Annotated in this window: 21 protein-coding genes and 1 tRNA gene; 11 read left to right on the top strand and 11 right to left on the bottom strand. The window is 64.0% G+C overall.

What is annotated here, in order from left to right; genetic code table 11:
* Positions 1-146 precede the first annotated feature (146 nt).
* A complete protein-coding gene (locus tag E3O44_RS06030) occupies positions 147-1,610 on the bottom strand; it encodes a P-loop ATPase, Sll1717 family (RefSeq protein ID WP_134533507.1) in 1,464 nt (487 codons plus the stop codon).
* A 367-nt stretch (positions 1,611-1,977) separates the two neighbouring features.
* On the opposite strand from E3O44_RS06030, the gene E3O44_RS06025 reads away from it, so the two are divergent.
* Entirely contained in the window at positions 1,978-2,688 is a 711-nt protein-coding gene (locus E3O44_RS06025; protein WP_134533505.1) for an AAA family ATPase, read from the top strand.
* Positions 2,689-2,827: 139 nt separating this feature from the next.
* On the opposite strand, the gene E3O44_RS06020 is transcribed toward E3O44_RS06025, so the two are convergent.
* Both E3O44_RS06020 and E3O44_RS06015 read right to left on the bottom strand, forming a co-directional pair.
* Entirely contained in the window at positions 2,828-3,382 is a 555-nt protein-coding gene (locus tag E3O44_RS06020) for an RNA polymerase sigma factor (protein WP_134533503.1), read from the bottom strand.
* Positions 3,379-4,077, bottom strand: coding sequence for a hypothetical protein (locus tag E3O44_RS06015; RefSeq protein ID WP_134533501.1), 699 nt, complete (start codon positions 4,075-4,077; stop codon positions 3,379-3,381). The genes E3O44_RS06020 and E3O44_RS06015 overlap by 4 nt, the downstream gene beginning before the upstream one ends.
* Positions 4,078-4,677: 600 nt before the next feature.
* Between E3O44_RS06015 and E3O44_RS06010 the strand changes: the two genes are divergently transcribed.
* From E3O44_RS06010 to E3O44_RS05970, 9 genes are all read left to right on the top strand, one after another.
* Positions 4,678-4,947, top strand: a complete 270-nt coding sequence (locus E3O44_RS06010; protein ID WP_134533739.1) for a DUF6112 family protein — start codon at positions 4,678-4,680, stop codon at positions 4,945-4,947.
* Between the two features lie 30 nt (positions 4,948-4,977).
* Positions 4,978-6,342, top strand: a complete 1,365-nt coding sequence (locus E3O44_RS06005; protein WP_134533499.1) for a TrbL/VirB6 family protein — start codon at positions 4,978-4,980, stop codon at positions 6,340-6,342.
* Positions 6,343-6,344: 2 nt separating this feature from the next.
* Entirely contained in the window at positions 6,345-7,808 is a 1,464-nt protein-coding gene (locus E3O44_RS06000; protein ID WP_134533497.1) for an SCO6880 family protein, read from the top strand.
* Positions 7,809-7,851: 43 nt separating this feature from the next.
* Positions 7,852-8,295 carry a hypothetical protein gene (locus tag E3O44_RS05995; protein WP_134533495.1) on the top strand — a complete coding sequence of 148 codons (444 nt, stop codon included), beginning with the start codon at positions 7,852-7,854 and terminating at the stop codon, positions 8,293-8,295.
* Positions 8,292-9,788, top strand: a complete 1,497-nt coding sequence (locus tag E3O44_RS05990; protein ID WP_134533493.1) for an ATP-binding protein — start codon at positions 8,292-8,294, stop codon at positions 9,786-9,788. Before E3O44_RS05995 ends, E3O44_RS05990 begins: the two co-directional genes overlap by 4 nt.
* A 62-nt stretch (positions 9,789-9,850) precedes the next feature.
* Positions 9,851-10,843 (top strand): DNA-processing protein DprA, encoded by a 993-nt coding sequence (gene dprA, locus E3O44_RS05985; RefSeq protein WP_134533491.1) that lies wholly within the window; start codon positions 9,851-9,853, stop codon positions 10,841-10,843.
* 29 nt (positions 10,844-10,872) lie between these two features.
* A complete protein-coding gene (locus tag E3O44_RS05980) occupies positions 10,873-12,699 on the top strand; it encodes a type IV secretory system conjugative DNA transfer family protein (RefSeq protein ID WP_134533489.1) in 1,827 nt (608 codons plus the stop codon).
* 170 nt (positions 12,700-12,869) lie between these two features.
* Positions 12,870-13,328 (top strand): single-stranded DNA-binding protein, encoded by a 459-nt coding sequence (locus E3O44_RS05975; protein WP_134533487.1) that lies wholly within the window; start codon positions 12,870-12,872, stop codon positions 13,326-13,328.
* 7 nt (positions 13,329-13,335) lie between these two features.
* Positions 13,336-13,914, top strand: a complete 579-nt coding sequence (locus E3O44_RS05970) for a hypothetical protein (protein WP_134533485.1) — start codon at positions 13,336-13,338, stop codon at positions 13,912-13,914.
* Between the two features lie 450 nt (positions 13,915-14,364).
* Here E3O44_RS05970 and E3O44_RS05965 read toward each other — a convergent pair whose 3' ends face one another.
* Complete coding sequence (locus tag E3O44_RS05965; RefSeq protein WP_134533483.1) at positions 14,365-15,732, bottom strand: S8/S53 family peptidase; 1,368 nt, start codon at positions 15,730-15,732, stop codon at positions 14,365-14,367.
* Between the two features lie 310 nt (positions 15,733-16,042).
* Between E3O44_RS05965 and E3O44_RS05960 the strand changes: the two genes are divergently transcribed.
* Positions 16,043-16,651 carry a class I SAM-dependent methyltransferase gene (locus tag E3O44_RS05960; protein WP_134533481.1) on the top strand — a complete coding sequence of 203 codons (609 nt, stop codon included), beginning with the start codon at positions 16,043-16,045 and terminating at the stop codon, positions 16,649-16,651.
* 179 nt (positions 16,652-16,830) lie between these two features.
* Here the strand turns inward: E3O44_RS05960 and E3O44_RS05955 are convergent, their stop codons facing one another.
* From E3O44_RS05955 to E3O44_RS05925, 7 genes are all read right to left on the bottom strand, one after another.
* Positions 16,831-18,261 carry an SIR2 family protein gene (locus E3O44_RS05955; RefSeq protein ID WP_134533479.1) on the bottom strand — a complete coding sequence of 477 codons (1,431 nt, stop codon included), beginning with the start codon at positions 18,259-18,261 and terminating at the stop codon, positions 16,831-16,833.
* Positions 18,262-18,871: 610 nt separating this feature from the next.
* A complete protein-coding gene (locus E3O44_RS05950; RefSeq protein ID WP_134533477.1) occupies positions 18,872-19,396 on the bottom strand; it encodes a hypothetical protein in 525 nt (174 codons plus the stop codon).
* A gap of 475 nt (positions 19,397-19,871) precedes the next feature.
* The gene (locus E3O44_RS05945) at positions 19,872-21,050 is read right to left on the bottom strand and encodes a tyrosine-type recombinase/integrase (protein ID WP_166792556.1); all 1,179 of its coding nucleotides are present in this window, start codon (positions 21,048-21,050) and stop codon (positions 19,872-19,874) included.
* A gap of 119 nt (positions 21,051-21,169) precedes the next feature.
* Positions 21,170-21,523, bottom strand: coding sequence for a helix-turn-helix transcriptional regulator (locus E3O44_RS05940; protein WP_241976109.1), 354 nt, complete (start codon positions 21,521-21,523; stop codon positions 21,170-21,172).
* 54 nt (positions 21,524-21,577) lie between these two features.
* Positions 21,578-21,651 (bottom strand) — tRNA-Ile (locus E3O44_RS05935).
* Positions 21,652-21,660: 9 nt separating this feature from the next.
* Positions 21,661-22,878, bottom strand: coding sequence for a glycosyltransferase (locus E3O44_RS05930; protein WP_241976095.1), 1,218 nt, complete (start codon positions 22,876-22,878; stop codon positions 21,661-21,663).
* A gap of 180 nt (positions 22,879-23,058) precedes the next feature.
* On the bottom strand, positions 23,059-23,985 hold the full coding sequence (locus E3O44_RS05925) for a DMT family transporter (RefSeq protein WP_134533471.1): 927 nt from the start codon (positions 23,983-23,985) through the stop codon (positions 23,059-23,061).
* Positions 23,986-23,999: the final 14 nt, after the last annotated feature.

The raw sequence follows: 23,999 nt of genomic DNA, 5'->3' as shown, positions 1-23,999 counted from the left end.
TTGGTCCCAGAACTGTCGCAGTGGCTGTTCCCAAGTGAGACCCCAGCGATATTTCTGAAAGCGGATGACCCAGCGGCTAAATCCGTGTCCGTCAGGGTCCCTCTATCGGGCAGAGTCCATCGGGGCTGTGGCAACCAGTCTTGAAGTCACCAGTGCAAGTTCCATGCAACCACCAGCGAATTATGAAGTGTGTACTCCCGGAGGAATGAGAACCCGCCACCTGCCGTTCTCCGGTAGATGAAGTTGACATGGCGGGTCCCGTTGACGGTGGTGTTCACGCCCAACGCTCCGATTGTGTACAGCTGCTTAAGCAGCGCTCGGAGTTCGGTCTGATCGAGCATTCCCGCCAATTCCTCATTCAGATCCGTGGCTTGGAAATAGCGCGATTGGAGGGTTGTGAGGGATTCGATGAATGCCGCGACCTTGGTCGCACTGGCCCCTGGCAATACCCGTGCTAGGCCATTGCCCACCTCACGTATGAAGTATGTTTCGCTGTATCGGCGGACCGACTCCCGGGCATTTGCCTCGGTAAGTTGGCTGCTTCCCCCGTGAACGCCCTTGACTTCCGTCATGAGGGCAACAAGATCACGCGGAAGCAGTCTCGTGTGAGAAAGAAAATACGCGGGGATCGAGGAGTGCGGCCCGATGCCTATCGGACTTTCGAAGTAGGCAGTGCGTACATCTTTCAGCGGGCGGCCTTCGAACGAGGGATGCACCGATGCCTGCGCTTTAGCGTTCACAAGACTCCACAGCTCGTTGCCGTGACCGGTGCCCCCTCTCGACCAGTCAAGCTCCACCATGTGGTCACCGAGCTTGGCCGAGTCAGTGCTCGGTAATTGAGAGAACATGTCCGACCGAATTGCGAGAAGCACCGAACTTCGAGTCTTAGTTCCCTCCAGGAATGCATTGACGCCAGCAGCTGCTTCTACGAGAGCCGCCAAGGCGTCTAACTGTTGGTTTGATTGCGCGAAGAAGCCGTCCAACCCATCAATGGCGAGAACATGGCGGGAATCGGTCGCCATCGACGAAATTGCTACGCGCAGTATCTCGACTATCTGAATAGCCGTAGCGCCCGAGTCCTTACCTGAATCGACCCCTACGAATCCCACATTGAATTTGACTGTTGTTTGCGACCAGTCGAAGAATTTGGTTCGAAGATCTGGGCCTTGTATCAGGCCCGCGGCCGCAAGATCTTTGGTCAGCTGAACCACGTTTCCCTGGAAAGTGATTCCCATATCGCCAACCAAAGACTCGAATATTCGAAGAAGAATCAGAAATTCCCAGGCCGCTCGGGTGCTGGAGGGGCCAGGCTGCGTGCCAATTTGTAGCCCAGTAACGTCTGCCACTGGGAAGGAAGCCAAGTCCCACTTTTCGAGAAATTTCATCTCATCGGTGCGCCACATGAGGTCTAGATGCTCTATCGAGGCAGTTTTTCCCGCACCTTTCGGACCCACGACGACCCATGCGGTCCCACGAGCGATTCTGTATGCGGCCTGCTGAAAATCGTGGTACCCCGAAAGTAAGAGGTCGGGCGAAACTCGGGCCTCTTCTGAAGCGCTGAGCCGCCCGAAATCGAGATTCCTCAGCTGTGGGTATTTAAGTGTCGCCATAGGCGAAGACTACAGTTCACCCGCGCGGGGCCCGCGGCGTCGCCCACCGCGCCTGACTTAAACCTAGGGACCGGTTAGGCGACTCATCCAGCGTGAGTGCGTCGAGGGCCGCAGTCCACGGATACTGGCAAACCCTCCGATTTGCTTGCCAAGAGCACCGCGCTCATGCCGGTCGCTGGTTCGGTGAGAGAGTCTAGGTCCACGTGGTGGCCATCGGTCGTGCCGAAAACACCGCGCTAAACGGCCCGGTGGGCCTGGCCAGGTTGGTTACGAAATCGGCCCTGATGAGAGCCAATTCAGCGTTGACAAGGTGCACGAGAGGTTCGACTACCGGGCTTTCTCCGGAGGTCATGGGAGAGTGAGTTGCATGATTGTTGAGCGCATTTATGTGCCGGACGCGTTGGCCAGTGAGTTGACAACGTGGCCGTGGTCGATTCCGGCGGTGAGGGACTTAGTAGGTGACGGGGTGGCCCTGAGCGCGCCAGTGACATTCCTCGTCGGAGAGAACGGTACTGGCGAATCAACCATTGTCGAAGCCGTGGCGGAGGCCTGGGGAGTGGATGTGCGAGGCGGCCAGAGCGGTCGCAAATACTCGTCCGAGTTGCGGAAATCGGTGCTTGGCGAAGCCATGAGATTCGACCGTGGACTCGGAGGGTCGACAATGGTGAAGACCCAAGCCAAAGGATTCTTTCTCCGGTCGGAGACCGCGCTGGATGTGTTCCAACGCCTCGGGTATGGCGATAGCTACACGGCCGTTAGCCATGGCGAGAGTTACTTGCAGGTATTCGAGGATTGGTTCTCGGCCAAGGGGCTGTATCTCCTCGACGAGCCCGAAGCAGCGCTCTCTTTCACCGCGTGCCTGAGTCTGATTGCTTCGATGAACAGCGATGTCAGGGCTGGTGGCCAGGTTATCTGCGCCACCCACTCACCGCTGCTGGCGTCCATGCCTGGCGCCGACATTCTCGAACTCACCGAGGACGGCCTTGTTCGAACTGAGTGGGCCGATCTGGAGCTCGTGCAACATTGGAAACGTTATCTGGATGACCCGGGACGCTACCTCAGGCACGTCCTTGACTAAAGAGCATTTAGCTAGCGGTCAGTATCACCCACCGTGATCACTCACCGTCACGACCCTCATCCCCCTTGAGACAGCGAATAGCTCGCTCAGCTGCTGGGTCCGGCTCGGACAGCCTCGCAAAGCCTTCCGTCAGTCCCGTTCAACGTTCGCCTTTCGGACACGACTGAGGCTCTGTGGAGGATGTCGCCTTGACGCGGCGCTCGTCCGGCGTAATCGTGTCGTCGAGGCTGGAGCGGAGTTGTTCGCGGGCGCGCTGGTAGCGCCCTCTAGCCGTAGAAGCAGGGATGCCGAGAACTTCACTCGCCTCCGCGAGCGTGAGGCGCTCCCAGTGAACGAGCTGGACAATTTCAGCCAAATCGGCGTCGAGGCGTTCAACGGCATCTCTTACCTCATCGCCCGCATCAGCGGACGGGTATTCCGCGAGCCGCAACTCCCCACGAAGGCGGTCCGCTAAAGCCCATCGTCTCCGTTCTCCCCTGGCATGGTTTTGCAGGACACCGCGAGCGATCCCGAACAACCACATTCGTGCGCGCTCGGGTTGCTGTGGAAATTCACGCGCGCGTCTCCATGCAACGACCATTGTTTCCCCTAGTAGGTCGGCGGCGTCATCCGCTCCGACCCTCCGGGCGAGATATCTAAGGAGTGCCGGCGCGTTTGAGGTGAGTTCTGCCGCAATTGAGTCGGGGCGGGTCACTGGGATGGCTCGCACTGCATCTGGAGATTTGTGGACCAGTCGCTGGAAGCTCCGATCTTGACCGCCTCTTGTTGGAGCAGGCGGAGTAGAGCAGTGTCGATCGCGTTTGCGTAGAGATCATCGGAGGTTGGCCCTGGCACGGTTTTTGGGACGACCTCGAGCCCACCTGCCTCGCGCAGCACGATCATGATGGCGTTAGGCCCCGCCGGGTCCGGCTGGATCGCACCCGACTTCTTCAAGGCGATGGACAGTCCGTCGGCGGGGTCGAGGGCGGCTACCTCCGCCCGCACGTCTATGAGCGAGTCGAAATCGGCCGAATCTGCCCAGTCCTTCAGCGCCGCTCCCCCGGCGGAGGGAGTCCGGAGGCCGTCCCCGGCTGTGGTGTTGTCGTTCACGAGAATTCGTTCTTCACACTGCCGACCGCTTGGCAGCGTGAAGGAATAGGTGATGTCAGGATGGCTCGCCCAGCCACTCCAGGAGAACAGGCCTGCCGCCGCGGCCGCTGTTACGCCGCCCGCGAGGACCACCGTTAGCCCCGCACTTATGGCGAAGTGGGACCGCCGTCTTGGCCTTCGAACCTGCGCCCGCGCATCCTGCGCCATCGCCTGATAGACAGCCGTCACGGATTCCGACACAGCCTCTGGCGCGTACGGTGCGGAACGGTCCAGCAGCTCGTCGAGCGGATCTCTTGTCATGGCTCCTCCTCAGAAGGGTCTCACTAATGACCTGTCCGGCTATCGCCGTTTCGTCCGCCAGTAGGACAGGTTTCCCCGATGGGCCCGACTTACGGGCATGAGCGCACGCTTCTAAGCGCCTTTGTGTGGCTTCGGGGACCATTGAAACGCGCAACAGTCGTGGCCGCAGATGCCTTCCGTCTGCAGTCAAATCGAGTGAAATGGCTCATAACCTAAGTGTGTCGAAACACATGGGATGCGAGACGAAGGGCCGTTTGAAAGCGTGTCGCGGACTCGGCTCGATGCGCTACCAACAATCCCCTCCGAAGAGGGACAAGAATCACAGATTGAGGCCTTCCACGAATCGGCGCACCGCCCTCTGCGACCGCCCACAATGAGTCGCAATCCGCGAACCGCTGGCCGCCTCGCCGCTCAACGAGCTAAGGAAAAGCAGCACGAACTCGGCCACCTCCGTGTCCGAACGCAGATAGTTCCGCCGATATCTTCATGCTGACGGAGATGTTTCCCGTCGACTTGGAACGCTCGGTATCCATCTGTGTGATCTGGGAATGCCGTGCGCTCCTCCATGTCGTACGCATCAACCGACAGAGGGAGCTGATTGTGGTCGACATCAATCCAAACGCGACGGGCCTTCCGGGCATCGAGCAGCTGCGTGTCATCGTGGGCGCGGTGATGACGGTGGGGCTCATCCTGAGCGTGCTGGCCTTGATCATCTCGGCGATCGTATGGGGGTTTGGGGCTAACTCGTCCAACCCGAACCTGGCCTCGCGGGGCAAACTCGGTGTGCTCGCGTCGTGCGGTGCCGCGATCGTGTGCGGCGCATCCGTCACGCTCGTCAACTTCTTCTGGAACGTTGGCCAGGCCGTCTGACCCCGATCCCGACGCGAGCGGGGACAACAGATGAGCGTATGCGATGTGCCAGTGATCGCCGAAGTCTGTCAAACGGTCGGCGAGGGCGCCTCGTCGTTGGTCGCGGCGCCGTTCGACTGGCTTGCCAAGTCGATGGGGTCAGCCGCAGCGTGGCTCTTTGAATCCGTGTGGTCGGCCTTTGATTCGACCACGCTCGTCGACCTCACCGATCCGGCCTATGTCCACGTGTACAACGTGCTCTTCGGCGTTGCCGTGTTCGTGACCCTGGTGTTCTTCTGCCTACAACTCATCTCCGGGCTCGTGCATCGCGACCCTACGGCGCTATCCCGAGCCGCGATCGGCGTAGCCAAGTCGGTGCTCGGATCGTTCGTGATCATCACCATCACCGGCCTACTCCTGGAGATCACCGATCAGTTGGCGATCGGAGTCGTGACCGCGAGCGGCAACACGATGAAAGGGATGGGCGACCGCATCGCGCTACTCCCCGCCGGCCTGACCGCGATCAACGTCGGCTCCCCCGGAGTCGGTGCGATCGTGACGATCTTCCTATCCGCGCTCGCGATCAGCGCAGCGGCGATCGTCTGGTTCTCCCTGCTCATTCGCAAGGCACTACTGCTGGTGGCTATCGTGTTCGGCCCGATCGCGCTCGCCGGCGCGACCTGGGAAGCCGCCAAGGGATGGTTTTCGAAATGGGTCGCGTTCGTGATCGCCCTGATCTTGTCGAAGCTGGTGCTCGTCGTGATCTTCCTGGTCGCTGTCGCGCAGGTGTCGGCTCCGATCGATGCGGATCTGGCGTCCGTGAGTGATCCGATCGCCGGGATCGTGTTGATGTTCATCGCCGCCTTCGCGCCATACATCACGTATAAGTTCCTCAACTTCGTAGGGGTGGACATGTACCACGCGATGTCGAGTGAGCAGGAGGCGAAGTCCGCGCTGAATCGGCCCGTGCCGGTGCCCAGTTCACCGATGACCGAAGGCGCCAAGAAGATTCTGGGCCCGAGCGGCGACGGCGGGAACGGGAAGTCGGCGCGTGGCGGCTCGGCGCAGGCGGCCGTGTCGGGCGGCGGTGGAGCGGGCCCCGTTTCGTCGGGCGGTGCGAGCGCTGCTCCGGGCGCTGGTGTGGGCGGGTCTGCCCCGGCCGGCGCGGCCGCGGGTGCCGGGGCGGGAGTGGCCACAGCGGGTGTCGCCGTGGGCGCGGCGGTCGTCGGCGCCACCGCGCAGGCTGGCCCGAAGGCCGGCCGCGGGGTGGGTCAGACAGCGGATGAGCACTCGCAATCCGCTGGCGACACCGCCATACCCAGTACACCTCGGTCGACCTATCGGCCAGCGCGAGCATCCGCTTCACCAGGCGGACCGGCGTTGCCCGCAGGCGAACGAATTGGGAAGGGCGCGTAGTGATGGACACGGATAAGCACCCCGCGGAGTACCAGCTTGCGCCGGGGCAGTTCTCGCGACTGACCAAAAGAGGCATCTTGCTTGGGCTCTCGGTGCCACAACTGATCGCTCTGTCTGTCGGTACGTTCACCCTTGTCGCCGCGCTTTACACGGCGGGCACCTCCGGCATCGTGTGGACGAGCCCGGTGTGGGGCTCCGCGGCGTTGGTCGCCGGCATCCCGATCGGCGGCCGAAAGGTCGTCGAGTGGGCGCCGATCGGGTGCCGTTGGATGTGGCGTGCCGCCCACGATCAGCTCACGTACCGGCGCCGCATCGTCCGGCCGCGCCCAGTTGGTACCTTGTCGCTTCCGGGCGACGCGGCCGCGCTCCGAGAGTGGAACGATCCAGAGTCCGGGGCGGTCATGATCCACGACCCGCACGCGCGAACCTTGACCGCAGTCGTCGCGGTGTCGCACCCAGCGTTCGCCCTGCTTGACCCGGCAGAGCAATATCGGCGAGTGGTGGGGTGGGGGCGAGTACTGGCCGGGGCGTGCCGGTCGGGGCGAATCTCGCGGGTGCAGGTGTCGGAACGAACGCTGCCCGATTCCGGCACTGGACTGGCCGACTGGTGGGAGCGGCAGGGCATCAAGGACGAAGGTTGGGCCGCAACCACCTATCGCGATCTCATTGAGCGCGCAGGGCCCGCCGGTGAACGCCACGCGACGACGATCGCTCTCTCCCTGGATCTCACTGCGGCATCCCGTCAAGTGCGCACACAGGGCGGTGGCATGCGCGGCGCGGCCACTGTTCTCCGCCAGGAAATGACAGCGCTGACCGGGGCGCTGCGCTCAGCGGACCTCACTATCGGCGGCTGGCTCACCGCCGACGAGCTTGCGATGATATTGCGCACTGCCTACGACCCCGCCGTGGGCGTCGACCTGGAGCGGCATCCAGACATCGGGCGCTCGCTGGCCACCGCCGGGCCGGTTGCCGTGGCGGAGAGCTGGGATGGGCTCCGTACGGACAGTGCCTTCCATGCCGTGTTGTGGATCAGCGAATGGCCCAGGTCACAGGTGTTCCCCGGCTTCCTCTCCCCTCTGGTGTTCACTAATGGCATCCTCCGCACGGTATCCCTGCACTACCTGCCCGTGCGCGCGGATCAGGCAGCACGCGATCTGCGCAAGAAGAAGACCGAGCTAATCAGCGACGCCCACCAGCGCCGACGCATCGGCCAGATCGAGGATGCTGGTGCGACCGCAGAATACGACGACCTGCTCAACCAGGAGGCAGACCTGACCGCCGGCCACGGGGTGCTGCACACGACTGGTCTCGTCTGCGTGACCGCTCCCACGGTCGACGAGCTCGACGCCGCGGTGTCGTCGATCGAGCAGGCCGCCATCCAGGCATCCTGCGAAACACGCCGGCTCGTCGGCCAACAAGCACAAGCCTTCACCGCCGCGGCGCTCCCGCTGTGCCGCAGCGTGTGAGCTGTGCGCACCTATCCTGCGCAACTACCGGATTGGAGACGACATGTTCGACGAACCCATAACAACACCCGCATCCCGTTGGATCAGCGTGACCTTCCTGCAGGGAAAGCAAGCCACGGAGGCGCTCGGCCTCATCGACCGCAGCGGAGCCACCACCGCCTTCGAGTATTTGCAGCAATGGGACCACGGCGATGAAACGACGGATGCCGCACTCACGAACGGGTATGTCTACGACCGCATCCCGGCCGGATCGACCGACACGATCGTCGAGGACGACGGCTCGCCGTACGCGCTGACGTACAGCACTCGGTTCCGGTACGTCTCTCTCCTGCGGCGGCATCCGCTTGAATCTGAACTGGAGACCGTCCCGGCGGCACCCGGAGGCACAGCCAGGGAGGCTGTTCGAGCGCGCACGGACGTTTCCGACCCGTGGGTCGTCCGGCCGGGCCGATCAGCGAATTTGGCTGGACAGACGGTCTCGCTGTGAAAAGCGCAGGTGCGAACGAACGGCTGCACACGGCCACGCTGGTCGAACCGCACGGCGAGCTCCGCCGCGACCGTCGCGCCCGCAAGCTAGCAGCAGCGAAGATCGAAGCGGATGCCCGGAAAACTAAGCAGGTCGAGGCGCGCGCCCGTTGGCATGCTGAACGCGACGAGGCGCGCTCGGCGGCCTACCTTCCGGCCGCAGGCGAGTCGGGTCCCGCACAGCTACGGGTGCCTGGGCGACTCCGGCTCCCGAAGCACCAGGACACCTCGGCGACCCTCTCTGGCCACTACCCGTTTCTGGCCGAGGCCGGCCTCGGCTCGGCCGGCGTCTTCGTCGGACAGGACCTCTACTCCGGTGGCGCCTTCGTCTACGACCCCTGGGTGCTCTACCAACAGGGGATGCTCACCGCTCCGAACGTTGTCCTCGCCGGCATTGTCGGCTCCGGCAAGTCTTCGCTGGCGAAGTCGCTCTACACCCGCTCGCTCCCCTTCGGCCGGCGCGTCTACGTGCCCGGCGACCCGAAGGGCGAGCACACCGCCGTAGCCGAGGCCGTCGGCGGCAAAGCCATCATCCTCGGCCACGGACTCCGCAACAGGCTGAATCCGCTCGACGAGGGCCACCGGGCGGCATCCGCGTCGAACGCCGAGTGGGCGGCGCTGCTGGCCGCGAGGCGTCGCGACCTGATTGGAGCGCTCGCCGAGACCGTGCTCGATCGCCCCCTGAGCCCGCTTGAGCACACGGCCATCGACCTCGCCCTGACGGATGCGGTTCGCAGCGCCGAGGTGCCAATCCTGCCCATGGTGGTGGATCGCATCCTCGCTCCCAACCCCCACGACGACGAGGGTCGACTCGCGCAAGATGGGCGTCTCGTCGGCCATGCGCTGCGACGCCTGGTGGCCGGCGACCTCGCTGGGCTCTTCGACGGCCCATCCACCGTGCGCTTCGACCCGTCGCTACCGATGGTCTCGCTTGACCTGTCGCGGGTGGCCGAGAACTCGACCCTGATCTCGGTGCTGATGACGTGCTCCTCGGCGTGGATGGAGGCCGCGCTCGCCGATCCGGCCGGTGGCCAGCGGTGGGTGATCTACGACGAGGCCTGGCGGCTGATGGCGTATCCGGCCCTGCTGCGCCGGATGGATGCCCAGTGGCGCCTGGCCCGGCACTTCGGGATCGCGAACATGCTCATCTTCCACAAGCTTTCCGACCTCGACAATGTCGGCGACTCGGGGTCTGCGATGCGTGCGCTCGCCTCGTCACTGCTCGCGAACGCGGAGACTCGCATCGTCTATCGCCAGGAACCGGACCAGCTTGGATCGACCGCAACTGCCCTCGGGCTCAGCCGAACCGAGCAGAAGCTGCTCCCGGTTCTCGGCGTCGGCCAGGGCCTCTGGCGGGTGAAGGATCGCAGCTTCGTCGTGCAGCACCAACTGCACCCCGACGAACTTGCCCTCTTCGACACCACCGCCCGGATGACCTCAGGCCAGATGGCCTGAGAACAGTAACCGGGGTGCGGGACCCGCGGCGCACCTTCCACTCAGAACGAGGAGGCTTTGCCATGGCTGAAAGCCTGAACGAACAAGAAGCGAGGATGATGCTCGCCGCGCTGTCCGAGCCCGGGGACATCGTCACGGGAACACTCGTCGCCCGGCTCGGTGCCACGGAGACAGTGGAGCTGATCACCTCGGGCGTTCGACTGCCCAACGGCGTCGACCCCGCCGAGGGCGAGCTCTGGCGAAGACGGATGGCCCCCCGAATCAACCCGGGACAGATCGACCGGATCCGGGCGGACATGGATCGCCACGAACTACAGCTGCTGACCCCTGAGGACATCGACTGGCCCGGAGAGCTACAACAACTCGGTGCGAGCGCACCGATCGCGCTCTGGCTCAAGGGCGACCCCGGCCGGATCTCGACTCCGCTCCCCGGTCGAGTCACCATCGTCGGTGCCCGTGCCGCGACCGCGTATGGCAGCCAGGTGGCGACCGAGCTTGCCTCAGAACTCGCCTCCCAGGGCCGCGTCATCCTCTCCGGGGGCGCCTACGGCATCGACGGCGCAGCGCACCGGGCGGCCACCGTGGCCTATCCCGGCTCGACGGTCGCCGTGCTCGCCAGCGGGCTCGACCGGCTCTACCCGACCGGCCACGAGCAGCTCTTCGAACGCATCGAGCACAGCGGCGGCCTACTCGTCAGCGAGCTCCCGCCCGGTTCCGCGCCGACGCGGTGGCGTTTCCTCCAACGCAACCGCATCCTCGCCGCCCTCTCCGGCGCGACGGTCGTCGTCGAAGCGGGACATCGCTCCGGCTCCCTCAACGTCGCAGGACAGGCTCACTCTCTCGGTCGCCCGGTCGGCGCCGTTCCCGGCTCGGTCACGAGCGCGGCAAGTGCCGGATGCCATCGGCTGATCCAGGAAGGCATCGCAAGCCTGGTCGTCGACGCACAGGACGTGACGGACCTGCTGGACTCCACCGCCGGCTTCTCCGGCGACCGTACCTTCGCCTACTCCCCCACCAGACGATTTAGCCGGACCGGACCGGACCTGCGGTTCTAACGGACCTCCACCGAACGGAAGCAGCATTCATGAGCACACCGCGACCGCAAGGCACGCTCGGCGATGAACTCGCCAACGTCGGCATTGGACTCCTGATCGGCACGGCGTTGTTTGCTCTCCTGCTTCGAGTTGCGGGTGCCGTCGCTGCGTGGGCGACGGGCAGTGTGCAACCCGCGGGCGGGCCAGAAGCCGGGCTCGCCGTTCTGCTCGAGCCTGGGCATCCGTCGGCGGCCCTGCAGGCACCGGGCCTCAGCCCCGTCGCGTATTGGCTCACGGCGATCCTGCTGATCTGTCTGGCTGCGGCAGCAGCGCTCTGGTTGTGGCGGATGCTCAGCACCACGGCCCGCACCGCCAAGGCCGACCCGCACCGCATCCCCGGCCTCGCAACCCGCTCCGAGGTGGCACGCGCCGCCTCGCGGTCGGCACTGATGAAGCGCGCGCTGCACCTGCGGCCCTCCCTGACGCACGCCGGCCCCCGTGACGTCGGCTATCGGATCGGCCGATCCCGCGGCACCACGGTCTGGGCGAGCGTCGAGGACTCGATCCTGGTGATCGGCCCGCCCCGCTCCGGTAAGGGAGCCCACATCGTGATCAACGCCATCCTCGACGCCCCCGGCCCCGTCGTGACCACCTCCACCCGCCCCGACAACCTCACCACCACACTCCGCGCACGACAGCGGATCGGCCCCGTCGCGGTCTTCGATCCCCAACAACTGGCGCCGGGCATCCCAGTAGGACTGCGCTGGTCACCGATCCGCGGCTGCGAAGACCCTCTCACCGCGATGATCCGCGCGGCCGGGCTTGCAGCCGGAACCGGGCTGGCCGCCGGCGGTGTCGACGGCGGCGGATTCTGGGAGGCAAAAACCCGCACCGCCCTCCAATCGCTGCTCCACGCAGCAGCACTCGACCAGTGCCCACCCGCCGAACTGTTCCGCTGGACCCTCGACCCGGCCGCCGCCCACGACGCGGTCTCCATCCTGCTTAGCACTCCGGGCGCGGCCATAGGTTGGGGCGACTCCCTGCAAGCAATGCTCGAGGCCGACCCCCGCACCCGCGACTCCATCTGGCAGGGCGTCTCCCTCTCGCTGGGTGCACTGGCGGATCCACGAGTGCTGGATGCCGTCTCGCCGGGCGAGGGCGAAGGGTTCGACCCTGAAGCGTTCTTGCGAGGCAACGGCACCCTGTACCTCCTCGCCACCGGCGCAGGCTCCAACAATTCTGCCGCCCTGGTCTCCGCGCTCGTGGAAGACCTCGTCGAGACTGCCCGCCGCATCGCAGCACGCAGCGCGGGCGCACGCCTTGACCCGCCCCTGCTCCTGGCGCTCGACGAGATCGGAAACCTCGCCCCGCTTCCCTCGCTCCCTAATCTCATGGCCGAAGGCGGCGGCACCGGCATCACAACCATGCCCGTGCTGCAATCCCTCGCGCAGGCCCGCACGAAATGGAGCGACAACGCGGCCGGCACCATCTGGGACTCCTCGATCGTGAAGATCGTGCTCGGCGGAGGATCCAACTCCCGGGACCTCCAGGACCTCTCGACTCTCATTGGCGATCGCGACGAACCGACCGACTCTACGACGATCGGTGACCGCGGCTCACGCTCGTCTCAGCGCTCGATCCGGCGCGTCGCGATCATGCCGCCCGACACCATTCGCACCCTCCCTTTCGGCACCGGTCTGATCATGCTCCGCGCAGCTCCGCCGGTCGTCGCAAGCCTCCGAATGTGGACCGGACGCCCCGACGCCAAGGAGCTGCGCGCGAACCGGGAGGAGATCGAACAGTGGATGCGAGCGCCGATTCACGACGAGCTGACGCGGCCGACCGAGCAAGCGGAGACCGCGGAGCATCCGAGTTAGTGAGACGGCGTGGCCTTGCCGGCCCACAACCCGCGCTCCAACTCGTCATCGCGAACCGGTGAATGCGAGGCCGAAGCACTCGCCTCAGCACGTGCACCGTGGATCGCTCGGCGCACCTCGTAGTGAGCGCGGATCACGACGATCCGCCCGATCACAGGAGGTCAAGTCCCATGGCACTTCACACCCAACAGTCGCTGTCCGGCTTCATCGCCTCGGAACCGCAGCGTTCGGTCACCGAGAACGGCGACACCCGCCTCTACGTGCGCATCGGCCAGCCGCACTTCCGCCGCGAGGGCAACGGCGACTTCACCGTGCTCGAGCCGAGCTTCCACGACCTCGTCGCATACCGCGCCACCGCCGACCGCGCGCTCACCCGATTCGCGAAAGGCGACAGTTTCGTCGCCGAGGGCTACGTCCGCACCTTTCAAGTTGAGCGCGACGGAGAACTGATCGACCGCGAGGAGTTCGTTGCGAAGAAGATCGGCCACGACCTAGCGCGCACCGACTATCGCGTCGACCGAACCCACCGCTCAGTCGCGGGCGCCGAGCGAGATACACCAGGCGCGCAAAGAGTCACGGCTCAATTGGCCGGGCCCGCCCGCAGCGGTGCGGCCGTAATGGGAAGATGAAGCCGCGATGGCCGAGCCCCTAACCGGGTGGGAACCCGACGATCTCGACGCCCCCATCCACGAGAACGTATTCGATGAGAACTCATTCGACGATCTCGATCCACTCACACCTGAGCCGCCGCATCCAATCAACTGGAACCTGCTCACCGCTGAGGAAGCCGAGGTCGAATGGATCGAACTCAACAAGTGGGTGCACTGGCTCCGACGGACCTACGGACTTCCGGCATCCGTCGTGCCACCCTTCTGGCACCGCCACCCCGAACTCGTCTGGGAACTCTCCGCGTTACACCTGCACTGGCTCTGTGCCTACGACCCCGACCAACACGGTTCCGCCCCATTCGGCTGGCACCGCGACTTCGCCGACGCCCGCCAACGCCTCCACGACTGGGTGGCCACATCGGGCACACGGCTCGAGCGCGACCGACCGACCCGCCAAACCGCCTGGCCAGGCGAAACGCCCACGGACGCCGTCGAGGACATCGTCATCAGCGATCGTGAAGAGGACTTCGTGCAATTCGTCGTGGACGATGTCGCCAGGCGCCGCGAGGCCGAGGACGACTTCTACGCTCGAGCCGACTCGCCATGATCTGCGGTGGGAAGGGTCAGCGCTTGCCCACTACCAGGCTGGACCGGGTGAATGCATGCGTCGGCGGCTGGCAGTGTTGCATTTGACCCCCGGTCATCGGGCATAATCTCGGGCAGGGTAAACGCGACACCGAGGGCCTTTGACGGCGACGAACGCCGCAACAGCGCCGGAGTGCTCGTTCGGGGTCCGCCTACCGCACACCGACAGACCGGGGGTGACCCCCACGGTGCGACGGGCCGGCGCACTGACGATTTCTGCGGGCAAGGACGGGATGCACTCAGGCACGGCCACGATGCAGGCCTTGTCCATGAGCGGGCGCGGTGGTTGCCCTCGGTGCCCGGCTTGGCCGCTTCATAGCTGACCGAGCTGACGCTCGGCGTCTGAGCGTCCCTCGAACGAATCCCCCCGGCCTGGCGGCGGCTGACATGCAAGAGAAGGCAGTCAATCTGTTCAGTGCAGCGAGTGGTTGGCGGCCGGGTCGAGCCCGTACAGCCTCCTGATGATCTCGAGGGTTGGGCCGTATCGTGCCGAGTCTGACGGGTCCTCTTCCGGCCTCTGTTGCCGTTGTTCATGTTCGCCAGGCCAATCAATTACCGCGGCCAAATGTTGAACGATAGCGACGCAGTGTTCGATGAGGTCTTCGGTGAGCGGAACCGGGCGAAGCATCAAGCTCAGCTCTGGCAGGTCGTGTGCGATCCACGAGTCCTCACGTCCGAGTATCGCCGCCACTTCTCGCACCTTCTCCGCCGTGTCTTTGTCGACGGAGACGAGCTGCGCGGTGGTACGTCCGCGAGAGTCGCCTTCCCCTCCCCCGCCAAGGTCGAGGTGGTGGATGGTGTTCCGAATGCCGGCGACGAGGTCGATCAGCTTCAGATTCCTGGGGTCGAGCAGGATCGCGCGGGCCGCCAGAGGGATTCGTCGCGTGAATCGCTTGTTGCCGAGTGAGCAGTGGTTTGGTGCGGCACCCAGTTGTAGCGCAGTGTTCAGCGCGCGGGCCAGCGCGTCGAGCATCCCGCTGAGGTTCAACGCGATTTGTTCGACGAGGACCTCGGGTTCTCCGAAGAGATTCGACTTGGACGGGTGGATGCTTCCGAAGAGCAGTCGGTCCCTGAGGTCGAGGACGCGTTTGAGGCGGTCGCCGCATGCACGCACGAGATCTAGAAACTCGGGGCCCTCTTGATACGTCCTGTCGAACAGATCACGCAGGGCCGACATCATCGACCATGCTTGCGCGTGTTCCGCTTGTGATGTCTGAAGAACCCCGTCAAGGAAGGCATCACTCACGACCACTTGGCCCTGCAGCCGTTGGTGGAGTCCGATGACTGCCAGGGACTCAGCCGGCGTGGCGGCGAAGGGCGATCGGCGGTTTGGTTTGACCAGCTCATAGGCGTTGTCTGTGATCAGTACGTCCGCGCTGAGGGCGATGGCGACCTCGAGGAAGATCTGTCGCGCGCGCGCTTCCTCGGGGTTAAGCCCAAAGTGTGCGGCCCAGTTGTAGGCGGATTCGACGTTGTTCTCGAGCGAGAACAGCCCATGCATGCCGGTTCCGTGTTCCTGTCGGAGGACGACCACGCCGTCGCCGTTGTGGCGGTCCTCAGGGACGTGAAAGGTCTGGAACTCAGCGCTGTCGGGGGTTCCCTCTTGAAAGATGCGAACCCCGGTTGGGCGGCCCCTCAACGTTTGCATGTAGCGAGCGGTGACCTGATCCAGTTGAGTCGCCGGGTCAACGACAACACGAAGGTCAGGCCACTTGATCTGGGGATGGAAGGCGTGTCCCTCGCGACGGAGGTCACCGCTGACAACAAAGTTCGGCCACATCCTCCGATTGTCCATGTTCCCGCAGTCTTGAGTGCGACGGCCCGCAGCCGATGGAATTTTCGGTAGTGCGTCGCCGTGCGACGCGTTGCACGGAAGCTCAGGCAACCCCGGCGGCTTCTCGAGGCACCAGCGCTGTAACGGCGACTGCTTTGCGACACAGTGACGGAAGGTCGCCAGTTCTACGTCCCGCTAAGGGTTTCTAAGCGCCACTCTCCGGAGAGTTCGGAACTTCGGCGGGTTGGCGCCGAATCTGCGTCCATGGACGTGCGCCTTACGGGCACGTGGGTCCGCAATGCCTAGACTCGGTCGCATGGTCACCGAGGTCAGCACCGCCGCGTACTCGTGCCGGGCTAGGGAGTACACCGAGGTCTTGGGCTCAATGGCTGCCGTGCACCCATCCGATCTCCACCTCGTTTCCAAGTGGGCCGGCGATGTCGACGGGGAAATCGTCGATGCGGGCTGTGGTCCGGGCCATTGGACGAACTTCCTCGCTGAGCAAGGCCATGCTGCTCGCGGGGTCGATGTGGTGCCCGAGTTCGTCACGTACGCCACGAACACCTTTCCCGGTGTGAGCTACACACTCGGCAGTCTCGAATCGCTCGACGCCGACACAGGCTCAATTGGCGGGATCCTCTCCTGGTACTCCCTCATTCACTACGAGCCCGAGACGATACGGATTCCTCTCCAAGAGTTGAGCCGCGCGCTCAAATTCGGCGGTACGCTGCTTGTCGGATTCTTCGAAGGCCATGCGGTCGAGGAATTCGCCCACGCCGTCACGCCGGCATACCGATGGCCCGTGGATGTCCTCAGCGCCGAGTTGAATGCGACCGGTTTCGACGTCGTCGAATCGCACGTCCGGAAGACCGCCGGCCAGCGCCCGGTTGCAGCTATCGTCGCCCGACGCCGCGATTCCCGCTGAGGGATCCACGGCTCACGTCGGGCGCCCGGTCAAGGTTCCCGATGAGGTGGCTCCTATGCGCGACGGTGCCGCCGCCGTTCGTCCTTGTCGAATGTATGGGACGCAGCGGTCGCCCCACCTACACGACCTCGTCGTGAAGATGTCCCGGTCGCAGTCGAGAGGCGGCCTGCTCCTGGGGATCAGGCCGGGGCTCTTCCGACAGGACGCAACACGATCCAGTCGTCGTCGGCTTGATGTTGGTACGCCACGCGACTCGTCCCTAGCTCAACGTCATTGAGTTGAGCCACATAGCCGGCGAGCGTCCATGTCGTCTGCCCGTCGGTTGCACGGAGCGACTTTGTCGGGTCTGGTGACGGCAGGTCGCCGAGAGTCATCGCGACAGAAAATTCCTGTCCTTCGGGCAAGACGGCGCCTGGCCTTGCGAGGGTTCGGAGCGGGCCGAAACCCGCGACGCGAAAAGTCAGGCTATGTTCCCTAACTTCGTAGCCCTCGACGGCCGAGTAAGCGCCCGGATACGGCCAACCCACTGCTACCGGTGAATTGAGGCGCTGTTGATAGGACTCGGCGAGACTCGCCGCCAGGCGGCGACTAACTTCCTCGGATTCCTGCTCGACGAACTCTGCAACGCACGTTATACCGTCGAGAGTCATGATGCGTGACGAGTCAACGCCGAGAGCCTCCAGCCGCCGAGCGACTTCTGATGCTTCGGGGTTCACTATGAGGACTTCAGATTTGGATTCTGACAGAGTCCTCGCAAGCAAGCTCGCGAGATTCGTATCTGTCAGGGGAAGTGAGTAGCCAATCAGGACAACTCGATCGGCTTGTTCGAGTTCGCGGCGGGCTTCCCGCCAGATGAAGCGCGTCTTCGGATTGTCGAAGTAGCGGCTCTTCGAAGATGTAGGCGGCACAATGAATGGGGAGCGTCCGCCAATCACCGGAACGAGGTCCTCCATCGCTCGTCCGGGACCCACCTCGATACGATCCAGCGTCGCGCCGCTAGTGTCGCCGGGGAAGTAGTGCCAGTCGGTAGAGCCATGCAACTTGTAAACGCGAAGCGTTGGATGGCGGACAAAACCCTGCGGGACGGCCATGAACATGCCCCTCCCATTGGGAAATCCGACGACGGCATCCATGGGTTGGAGGAATTCGCGCTCGTCGCGATAGCCGCGCTGGTACAAACCTTGCTCGACTAACGTGTCGTAGTTGAGCGTGATAATGGGCGTTTGAGCATGGTGCGCGAGGTCAATGAATGCGTCAAACCAGGCCGCCAGATCGGTCGACGCAGAAGTCTCGCGTCGTCGCAGGACCTCCGCGATCGCGGCCTGGGTTGCGGTGAAGACTGCCAGCTGCGCGTATGCCTCCGGCTCGTCTTCATAGGGCTGGCGCTCGGCAAGCCATGTGAGCCAAGCTTCAAAGGTTAGGCCGGCAGCCGAAAACTGTGGTGCAGCGAAGCTTAGGTTCGGCCTTTGTCTCCGCAATTCTTCCAACGCCTCTCTGCCGAGTTCATCCGTAAGAGGCATGGCTGATGACGCTGCTCTCGAGAATCCAGCGCCCAGCAGCCACGCGTCCCGCTTCGGGCTCAGCGGAAACTCAGTGTTTCGTCCGCTCATGCCTGGCACAGTCCGTCCGTGGACGCTTTGGCAGTGTTCAGCGCCCCGCGGACCCTCTGTCCCAAAAGAGTCGGGTTAATTGCACGGTCCGCGGCGAGAACGATCCAGTCGAGTGCGAGCGATTCCCCGCGCGCGACTACGGTGTAGATGCCGGTCGGGAGGCCGACGCTGTATAAGTCCATGAGCCAAACGTACCGAGTGCGAGCTAGCGCGTCTGCCCAAGCTGCAAGCTGCAAGCGAAACCCTGGAATCGTTAGACGGCCACGACAACGAATAGGCAGCAGCCGCATCGCGAGCAGCGGATTGCGCGACCGGGATTGGGACCGCAAAGCGCCCGCAGGATGACGGTAGACGCGCCTCTGAAAACCTGGGGCCGAGGGTGTGGCGAGACGATTCGGAGCGGTATCCAGGCCGCTACTAACGCCGGGCGGCGAGCCAACCCGGATTTTTCATTCTATTCATGCCCTGACGCTGTCGACCGCGGGGAGTTCAATTCGTCCCGCAGAGGGTTCCCTTGTGACACAGCGTCAGCACTCGACGCCATTGGGTGGAATGGCCGCGGATCTGTCGCGCTGGTCGTCCGGCTTGCGGGCGCCCAGACACGACCCACCTACTTGAGTTTCAGCGGCGGTTTGAACTTAGGTTCTCGGTCTCGGACAGGCATCCTCGCCAAGCGAACAGCGGAATTCAGATATAGGAACGCCAGCGCGGCCTCAAGGACGATGTCGAATATCGTCTCGGGGATTGTCAGGCCGGCCAGTGTCTTCGCCGAACGATCAGCTCCGAGAGCGGCAGTTATGAAGAGGAGCAAGGTTGACGCCACAGCCAGCACAAAAATGATGCCGAGCACGCGACTGAGCAGCGGCCTGGCAGTCATCTTCCACCAAGGCCGGCGTGGCGCGACCGGTTCGCCTCGGCCACGGAACAACCTCGCCCCGACGAGGACGCTTGCGAACGTAATTGCCGCATTTAGCAAGCTGCCAACCAGCACGGGTGCGTTCACTGCGCTGAGGAGGGCTTGGACTGGGACTAGCCATACTCCGACGACATACAGGAGCTTGAAGTACCACTTGGTGATGCGGACATCAAAAATCCTCTGCATTGCATCCCCCGCTACCCGAGTGTCGTCGGCCAAGGCTACTGGACGCGAGGGGTCGGCGAAGCCGACTGCGTTACTTGAAAGGCAACACATCTCCGGGGCCCGGCAGACCGATCGATGGCAAGGTTTGACGTGGGCCTACTTGGCGTCGAGCCCTCGCTTCAAGGTTCAGGTGTCGGTCTTCGACTACTGGAAGAGGCGTCGACCCGCTTCCGCAATCTGGCTCTGACGTGCCGTCGTGCCGTTCTACGAGTCGCGCGGGTGGAAGGTGCTTCCCCACCAGGTGACTCGCATGAAATCAACAACGATCTGCAGCCCGAAAACTACACCGGCCCCGGTATGGCGCTTCCCGTGCTGGCATCGCTCTCAGGTTGGCCGTTGGGCCACACGGTCGTCCGCGATGTTCTCGAAGTGTGGGCGTCCCGTATGAGGTTCCCCTACTGCGACAAACCAAGGTCGGCGGTGCAGGTAGGGAAAGAGCATTGTGTGGCCGAGTCCGGTTTTCGCCGTATCAGTCCTGTCGGTCAGGGAGCCTACGTTTGGCACCTGCCCTGCCCGAAGCCGGGCCTACCACCGGGCCACCGGCCTCCGAGTTGGGCGTCTCTGAGAGAGTGGGGTCCCCCGACGGCGGCGGCGCCAGCCGTTGCAGTACCGTTGCGGCCTCCGATTTCACCGTCCGGTCGGGCTCGGCATAATGAGCCTTCGTCGTCGATGTCGACGTGTGTCCGAGCACGTCGGCCGCCGCCTGGATACCGAGTTCGTTGGCGAGCAGCGTCGCGCCGGTACGACGAAAGGAGTGTGGGCTGATTTCCATGTCCTCGAGGCCAGCGTTCCGGAGTATCCCCCGGAACGTGCGTCTGACGTTGTACGGCGTGAGCGGCGTGCCATTCCGTGAGTAGAAAAGTAAGTGTTCCGCGTCGTCCGGATCGATCAGCGCCAGGCGTTGGCGGATCACGTCGACCGCGAATTGCGGTACGGCAATGACGCGGTTCGACTCGTGCGTCTTGGGATGCGCCTGACGGAGCACACCGACGCCGTTGTGCACGACGAGCGTGCCACTGACGGTCACTCGCGGCGGATCGGCATCCAGATCCACGTCGCATTGCCGAAGCGCGAGCGCCTCCCCGATGCGTGTTGCTGTGCCGAGCATCACCTCGATGATGTCCCGCACCTGTCCGTCGGATCGTGGCCCCTTCGTGCCCTCCCCCGTACGCCATTCGCGGGCGGCGAGTCGGATTGCGGCGATCTGCTCCGTCGTGAGCGCCTTGGGGGTGTGAGGGGGCTTCTTCATCCGCGAGGTTTCCTTCACCGGATTGCGTGTGATGATCTCCCGGCGCACCGCGAAAGCCATGATCATGCTGAGGATCGTGCGAGAGTGTTTCGCTCGCGTGTAGGACTTCTCACGCTGCTTCTTCAGGAAGAGCTCGATGCGCCCGACGGTCACTTCGCGAATGGTGAAGTGCTCGAAGAAGGGCATGACGAGCACGCGCAGCTCCCGCTTGTAGGTGTCTTTGGTCCCTTGGGCACGGTCCACGTCGAGCATTACGTCCTCAAGCCAGGCGTCGGCCAGCATCGGGAACGGCGAGCCCGCGTTCAGCGCGTCACCGACCCCACCAGCACGCATGCGCCCGGCCAGTTCGACTTTCAACGCTGACTGCGCCGCGTTACGACTCGAACGGGTCACGCCCACTTGCCGCGACTGCCCGTCCCAGTCGCGGAATACAGTCGTTGCCCGGTACCGGTCTGGACCGATCTTGGTCGTCTTGATGGCACCGAACGTACTAATCGGAAGTCGTGGTCGTCCCGCCATCAGTGCTCGCCACCTCGACTACTCAAGGATGATTCGGGCTCGTGGAGGCCGTCCAGCCATCGGCGAACGTCGGAGACTCGATAGCGGATCTCCCGTCCAACTCGAATGCCAGAAGGACCGCGGCCGTCGGTGCGCAGGTCATAGATGGCCTGCACCTGCACGCCGAGATACTCGGCGAGTTCGCTTGTCGTCAGTACAGGCTCTAGACCGAGCCCGAAGAGTCGTTCAGTATCCATGACCAGTAGGTATTCGAGGTCACTCCAGCCCGATCGAACCGGGTCGTGCACCTTCATAGTGAGCGCCGGTGGCAGGCGATCACTTTCGAATAAACCATGGATAAACCATGTCTGCATCAAGTCTTGCCCCTTCTGTGAGGACAAGAAACCCTGATCAAACCATACTTCGAGTAGGGCGGCCGGGACTTGAACCCGGGACCGACGGATTATGAGTCCGCTGCTCTAACCAGCTGAGCTACCGCCCCCAACCGCGATCACTCCGTGGAGTGGGCGGCGGCCTCTGAGGTGATCGCATCGACCACCGGTTCCCCACGATACAGGCTCTCGAAAGTGTCGAGGGTGCGATTGATGTCGTGCGCGCCGATCAGCCTGAGCGACTCGTGCTTGAGAGCGTCGAGTGCCTCGGGCCCGGCCGTGAGCACGAGGGTCAGCTTGTCGGCAAGATCCTGGGCGCTTCCCGGTTCGAAGAGGTACCCGTTCTGCTCGTCGTGGACGAGGTGTGGCAACGCCATGGCGTTGGCGGCAACGATCGGCAGGCCTGAGGCCATCGCCTCCATGGTCGCGATGCTTTGCAGCTCTGCGATGGACGGCATCGCGAACAGGGTGGCGCGGGTGTACGCGTCCCGCAGTTCCTCATCGGTGACATAACCGCGGAAGACGACCCGCTTGCTGATTCCGAGGCTCTGGGCGAGGTGCTCGAGGTTGCGCTTCTGGTCGCCGCCGCCCACGATCTCGACCTGGGCATCCAGTTCGGGCGCGAGCAGCGTCACAGCGTGCAAGAGCACGTCGATCTGCTTCTCACTCGTCACACGGCCGACGAAGAGGATCCGGTTCTCGGTGCGCGGCTCGAAGGACGGCGAATAGTTGTGGGCGTCGATGCCGCATGAGATCGCGAGCACACCCTCGAGTCCGGTGTACTTCTCCAGGAACTCGGCGGCGCGCACGGTCGGGGTCGTGACGGCTTCCGCCCGGCCGAAGGTGCGGCGAGCGGCCTTCCAGGCCATTTTGATCAGTCGCTCGTGCATGCTCTTGGGAATGAGCGTGAATTCGAGCATGTTCTCGGGCATGAAGTGGTTCGTGCCGATGATGCGGATGCCGCGCTTCGCGGCCTCGATCGTGACGCCGCGCCCGATGTTGATGTGGGACTGGAAGTGCACGACGTCCGGCTTGAAGGTGTCGAGGATTCGGCGGCTCTCCGCATGGATCAGCGTCGGCACCGCGTAGCGGAGCCAGTCGTGCGGGTACCAGCGCCAGCTCTTGATCCGGTGCACGAGGAACGTCTGGCCCTCGTGCTCTTCCATCCAGGTACCGTGCTTGGCCGAGGCGGCCGGCGCGAAGACCTGCACCTCGTGGCCACGGGAGGTCAGGCCGGCGGCGAGACGCTCAGCGAACTTCGCCGCGCCGTTGACATCGGGGGCGAACGTGTCGCAGGCGATGAGGACCTTGATCGGCTTTTTCGAACCCGGAGCCACAGGGGTCGAACCTAGTGGCGAAGCGGTCGAGTCTGACAAAGTGGTGGTGTCCCAACGTGTGTGGGCCGGAGGTCGTCATCCGGCGGAAATTCGGGCATGGACGGCCAGAATGTGGCCGACTTCTCCTAGCACCCTATTCTAAATCCGCGTGTTCTCGCCCATCCTCGGCGACGGCGCGCCCTATTCCGATACGGTAACGGATGCCTGCGGGTGGTGCCGGGACAGCAGGATGACTCCGCAGATTGCGATCGCACCCGCGAGAGCGAAGGCGAACCCCGCCCAAAGAGGGGCCTGGGCGATCTCGCCGAGGACGACGATGCCGATTCCGACCGCGACCAGCGGATCTATCACGGTCAGGCCCGCGATGACGAGATCGGGCGGACCGGAAGAATAGGCATTCTGCACGAAGTAGGCGCCGAGCGACGCCGCGAGAAGGAGACCTGCGACGCAGCAGAGCGTAAGCCACTCGAAGTTGCCGTTCTGGGTGCGGTTGATGATCACCTTGGCGAGGGTCGCGACAAAACCGTAGAGCACGCCGGCTCCGGTGATATAGAAGATCGCCTTGAACTTGGTGTGCAGGAGCGCGAACGCGAGGATGAAGGCGAGGAGCACCACTCCGAGCACGATCAGGATGGTAACGAGGTTCTTGTCCGTGACCGGTTTGTCGACGGCGAAGAACGCGGCGACGGTCACGAAGAGTCCGATGCCGCCGACGCAGAACGCGATCGCGATCTTCGACGCCCGGTTGACCGGGGTTTTGGTCACCCGTGCGTTCACGACGGCGGTGATCACCAGGGCGACGGCGCCGAGGGGCTGCACGACAATAATCGGGGCGAAGGCCAGGCTGGAGAGCTGGAAGACGATGGCGAGAACGAGCATGAGCGTGCCGATCACCCAGGACGGCCGGCGCAGCAGGAGCAGCAACTGATGCGGGTCGAGCCCTCCCGTGACCGCGACGGTGTTGGCTTCGACCTTGTTGACACCTCGGTGCTGGAACTGGGCTCCGAGCGACAGGAAGACTCCGCCGATCAGGGCGAGCGGTATGCCGATCGCCTGGCGAGGGTCGACGGGGAGGTCGACGGTGAAGTCAATCAGGTCGAGGTGCACTCAATGACCCTACG

Origin of the sequence: Cryobacterium algoricola, assembly GCF_004402485.1 — a bacterium.
In the GTDB taxonomy this organism is placed as follows: Bacteria; Actinomycetota; Actinomycetes; order Actinomycetales; family Microbacteriaceae; genus Cryobacterium; species Cryobacterium algoricola.
The sequence above is the reverse complement of the archived record's forward strand: the minus strand, read 5'-3'. Positions and strand labels throughout refer to the sequence as shown.

Bases quoted from the DNA above. Each gene is read 5' to 3' on its own strand.
- E3O44_RS06030 (WP_134533507.1), bottom strand. From the start codon at position 1,610: ATGGCGACACTTAAATACCCACAGCTGAGGAATCTCGATTTCGGGCGG.
- E3O44_RS06025 (WP_134533505.1), top strand. From the start codon at position 1,978: ATGATTGTTGAGCGCATTTATGTGCCGGACGCGTTGGCCAGTGAGTTG.
- E3O44_RS06015 (WP_134533501.1), bottom strand. From the start codon at position 4,077: ATGACAAGAGATCCGCTCGACGAGCTGCTGGACCGTTCCGCACCGTAC.
- E3O44_RS06005 (WP_134533499.1), top strand. From the start codon at position 4,978: ATGAGCGTATGCGATGTGCCAGTGATCGCCGAAGTCTGTCAAACGGTC.
- E3O44_RS06000 (WP_134533497.1), top strand. From the start codon at position 6,345: ATGGACACGGATAAGCACCCCGCGGAGTACCAGCTTGCGCCGGGGCAG.
- E3O44_RS05995 (WP_134533495.1), top strand. From the start codon at position 7,852: ATGTTCGACGAACCCATAACAACACCCGCATCCCGTTGGATCAGCGTG.
- dprA (WP_134533491.1), top strand. From the start codon at position 9,851: ATGGCTGAAAGCCTGAACGAACAAGAAGCGAGGATGATGCTCGCCGCG.
- E3O44_RS05980 (WP_134533489.1), top strand. From the start codon at position 10,873: ATGAGCACACCGCGACCGCAAGGCACGCTCGGCGATGAACTCGCCAAC.
- E3O44_RS05975 (WP_134533487.1), top strand. From the start codon at position 12,870: ATGGCACTTCACACCCAACAGTCGCTGTCCGGCTTCATCGCCTCGGAA.
- E3O44_RS05970 (WP_134533485.1), top strand. From the start codon at position 13,336: ATGGCCGAGCCCCTAACCGGGTGGGAACCCGACGATCTCGACGCCCCC.
- E3O44_RS05965 (WP_134533483.1), bottom strand. From the start codon at position 15,732: ATGTGGCCGAACTTTGTTGTCAGCGGTGACCTCCGTCGCGAGGGACAC.
- E3O44_RS05960 (WP_134533481.1), top strand. From the start codon at position 16,043: ATGGTCACCGAGGTCAGCACCGCCGCGTACTCGTGCCGGGCTAGGGAG.
- E3O44_RS05955 (WP_134533479.1), bottom strand. From the start codon at position 18,261: ATGAGCGGACGAAACACTGAGTTTCCGCTGAGCCCGAAGCGGGACGCG.
- E3O44_RS05940 (WP_241976109.1), bottom strand. From the start codon at position 21,523: ATGCAGACATGGTTTATCCATGGTTTATTCGAAAGTGATCGCCTGCCA.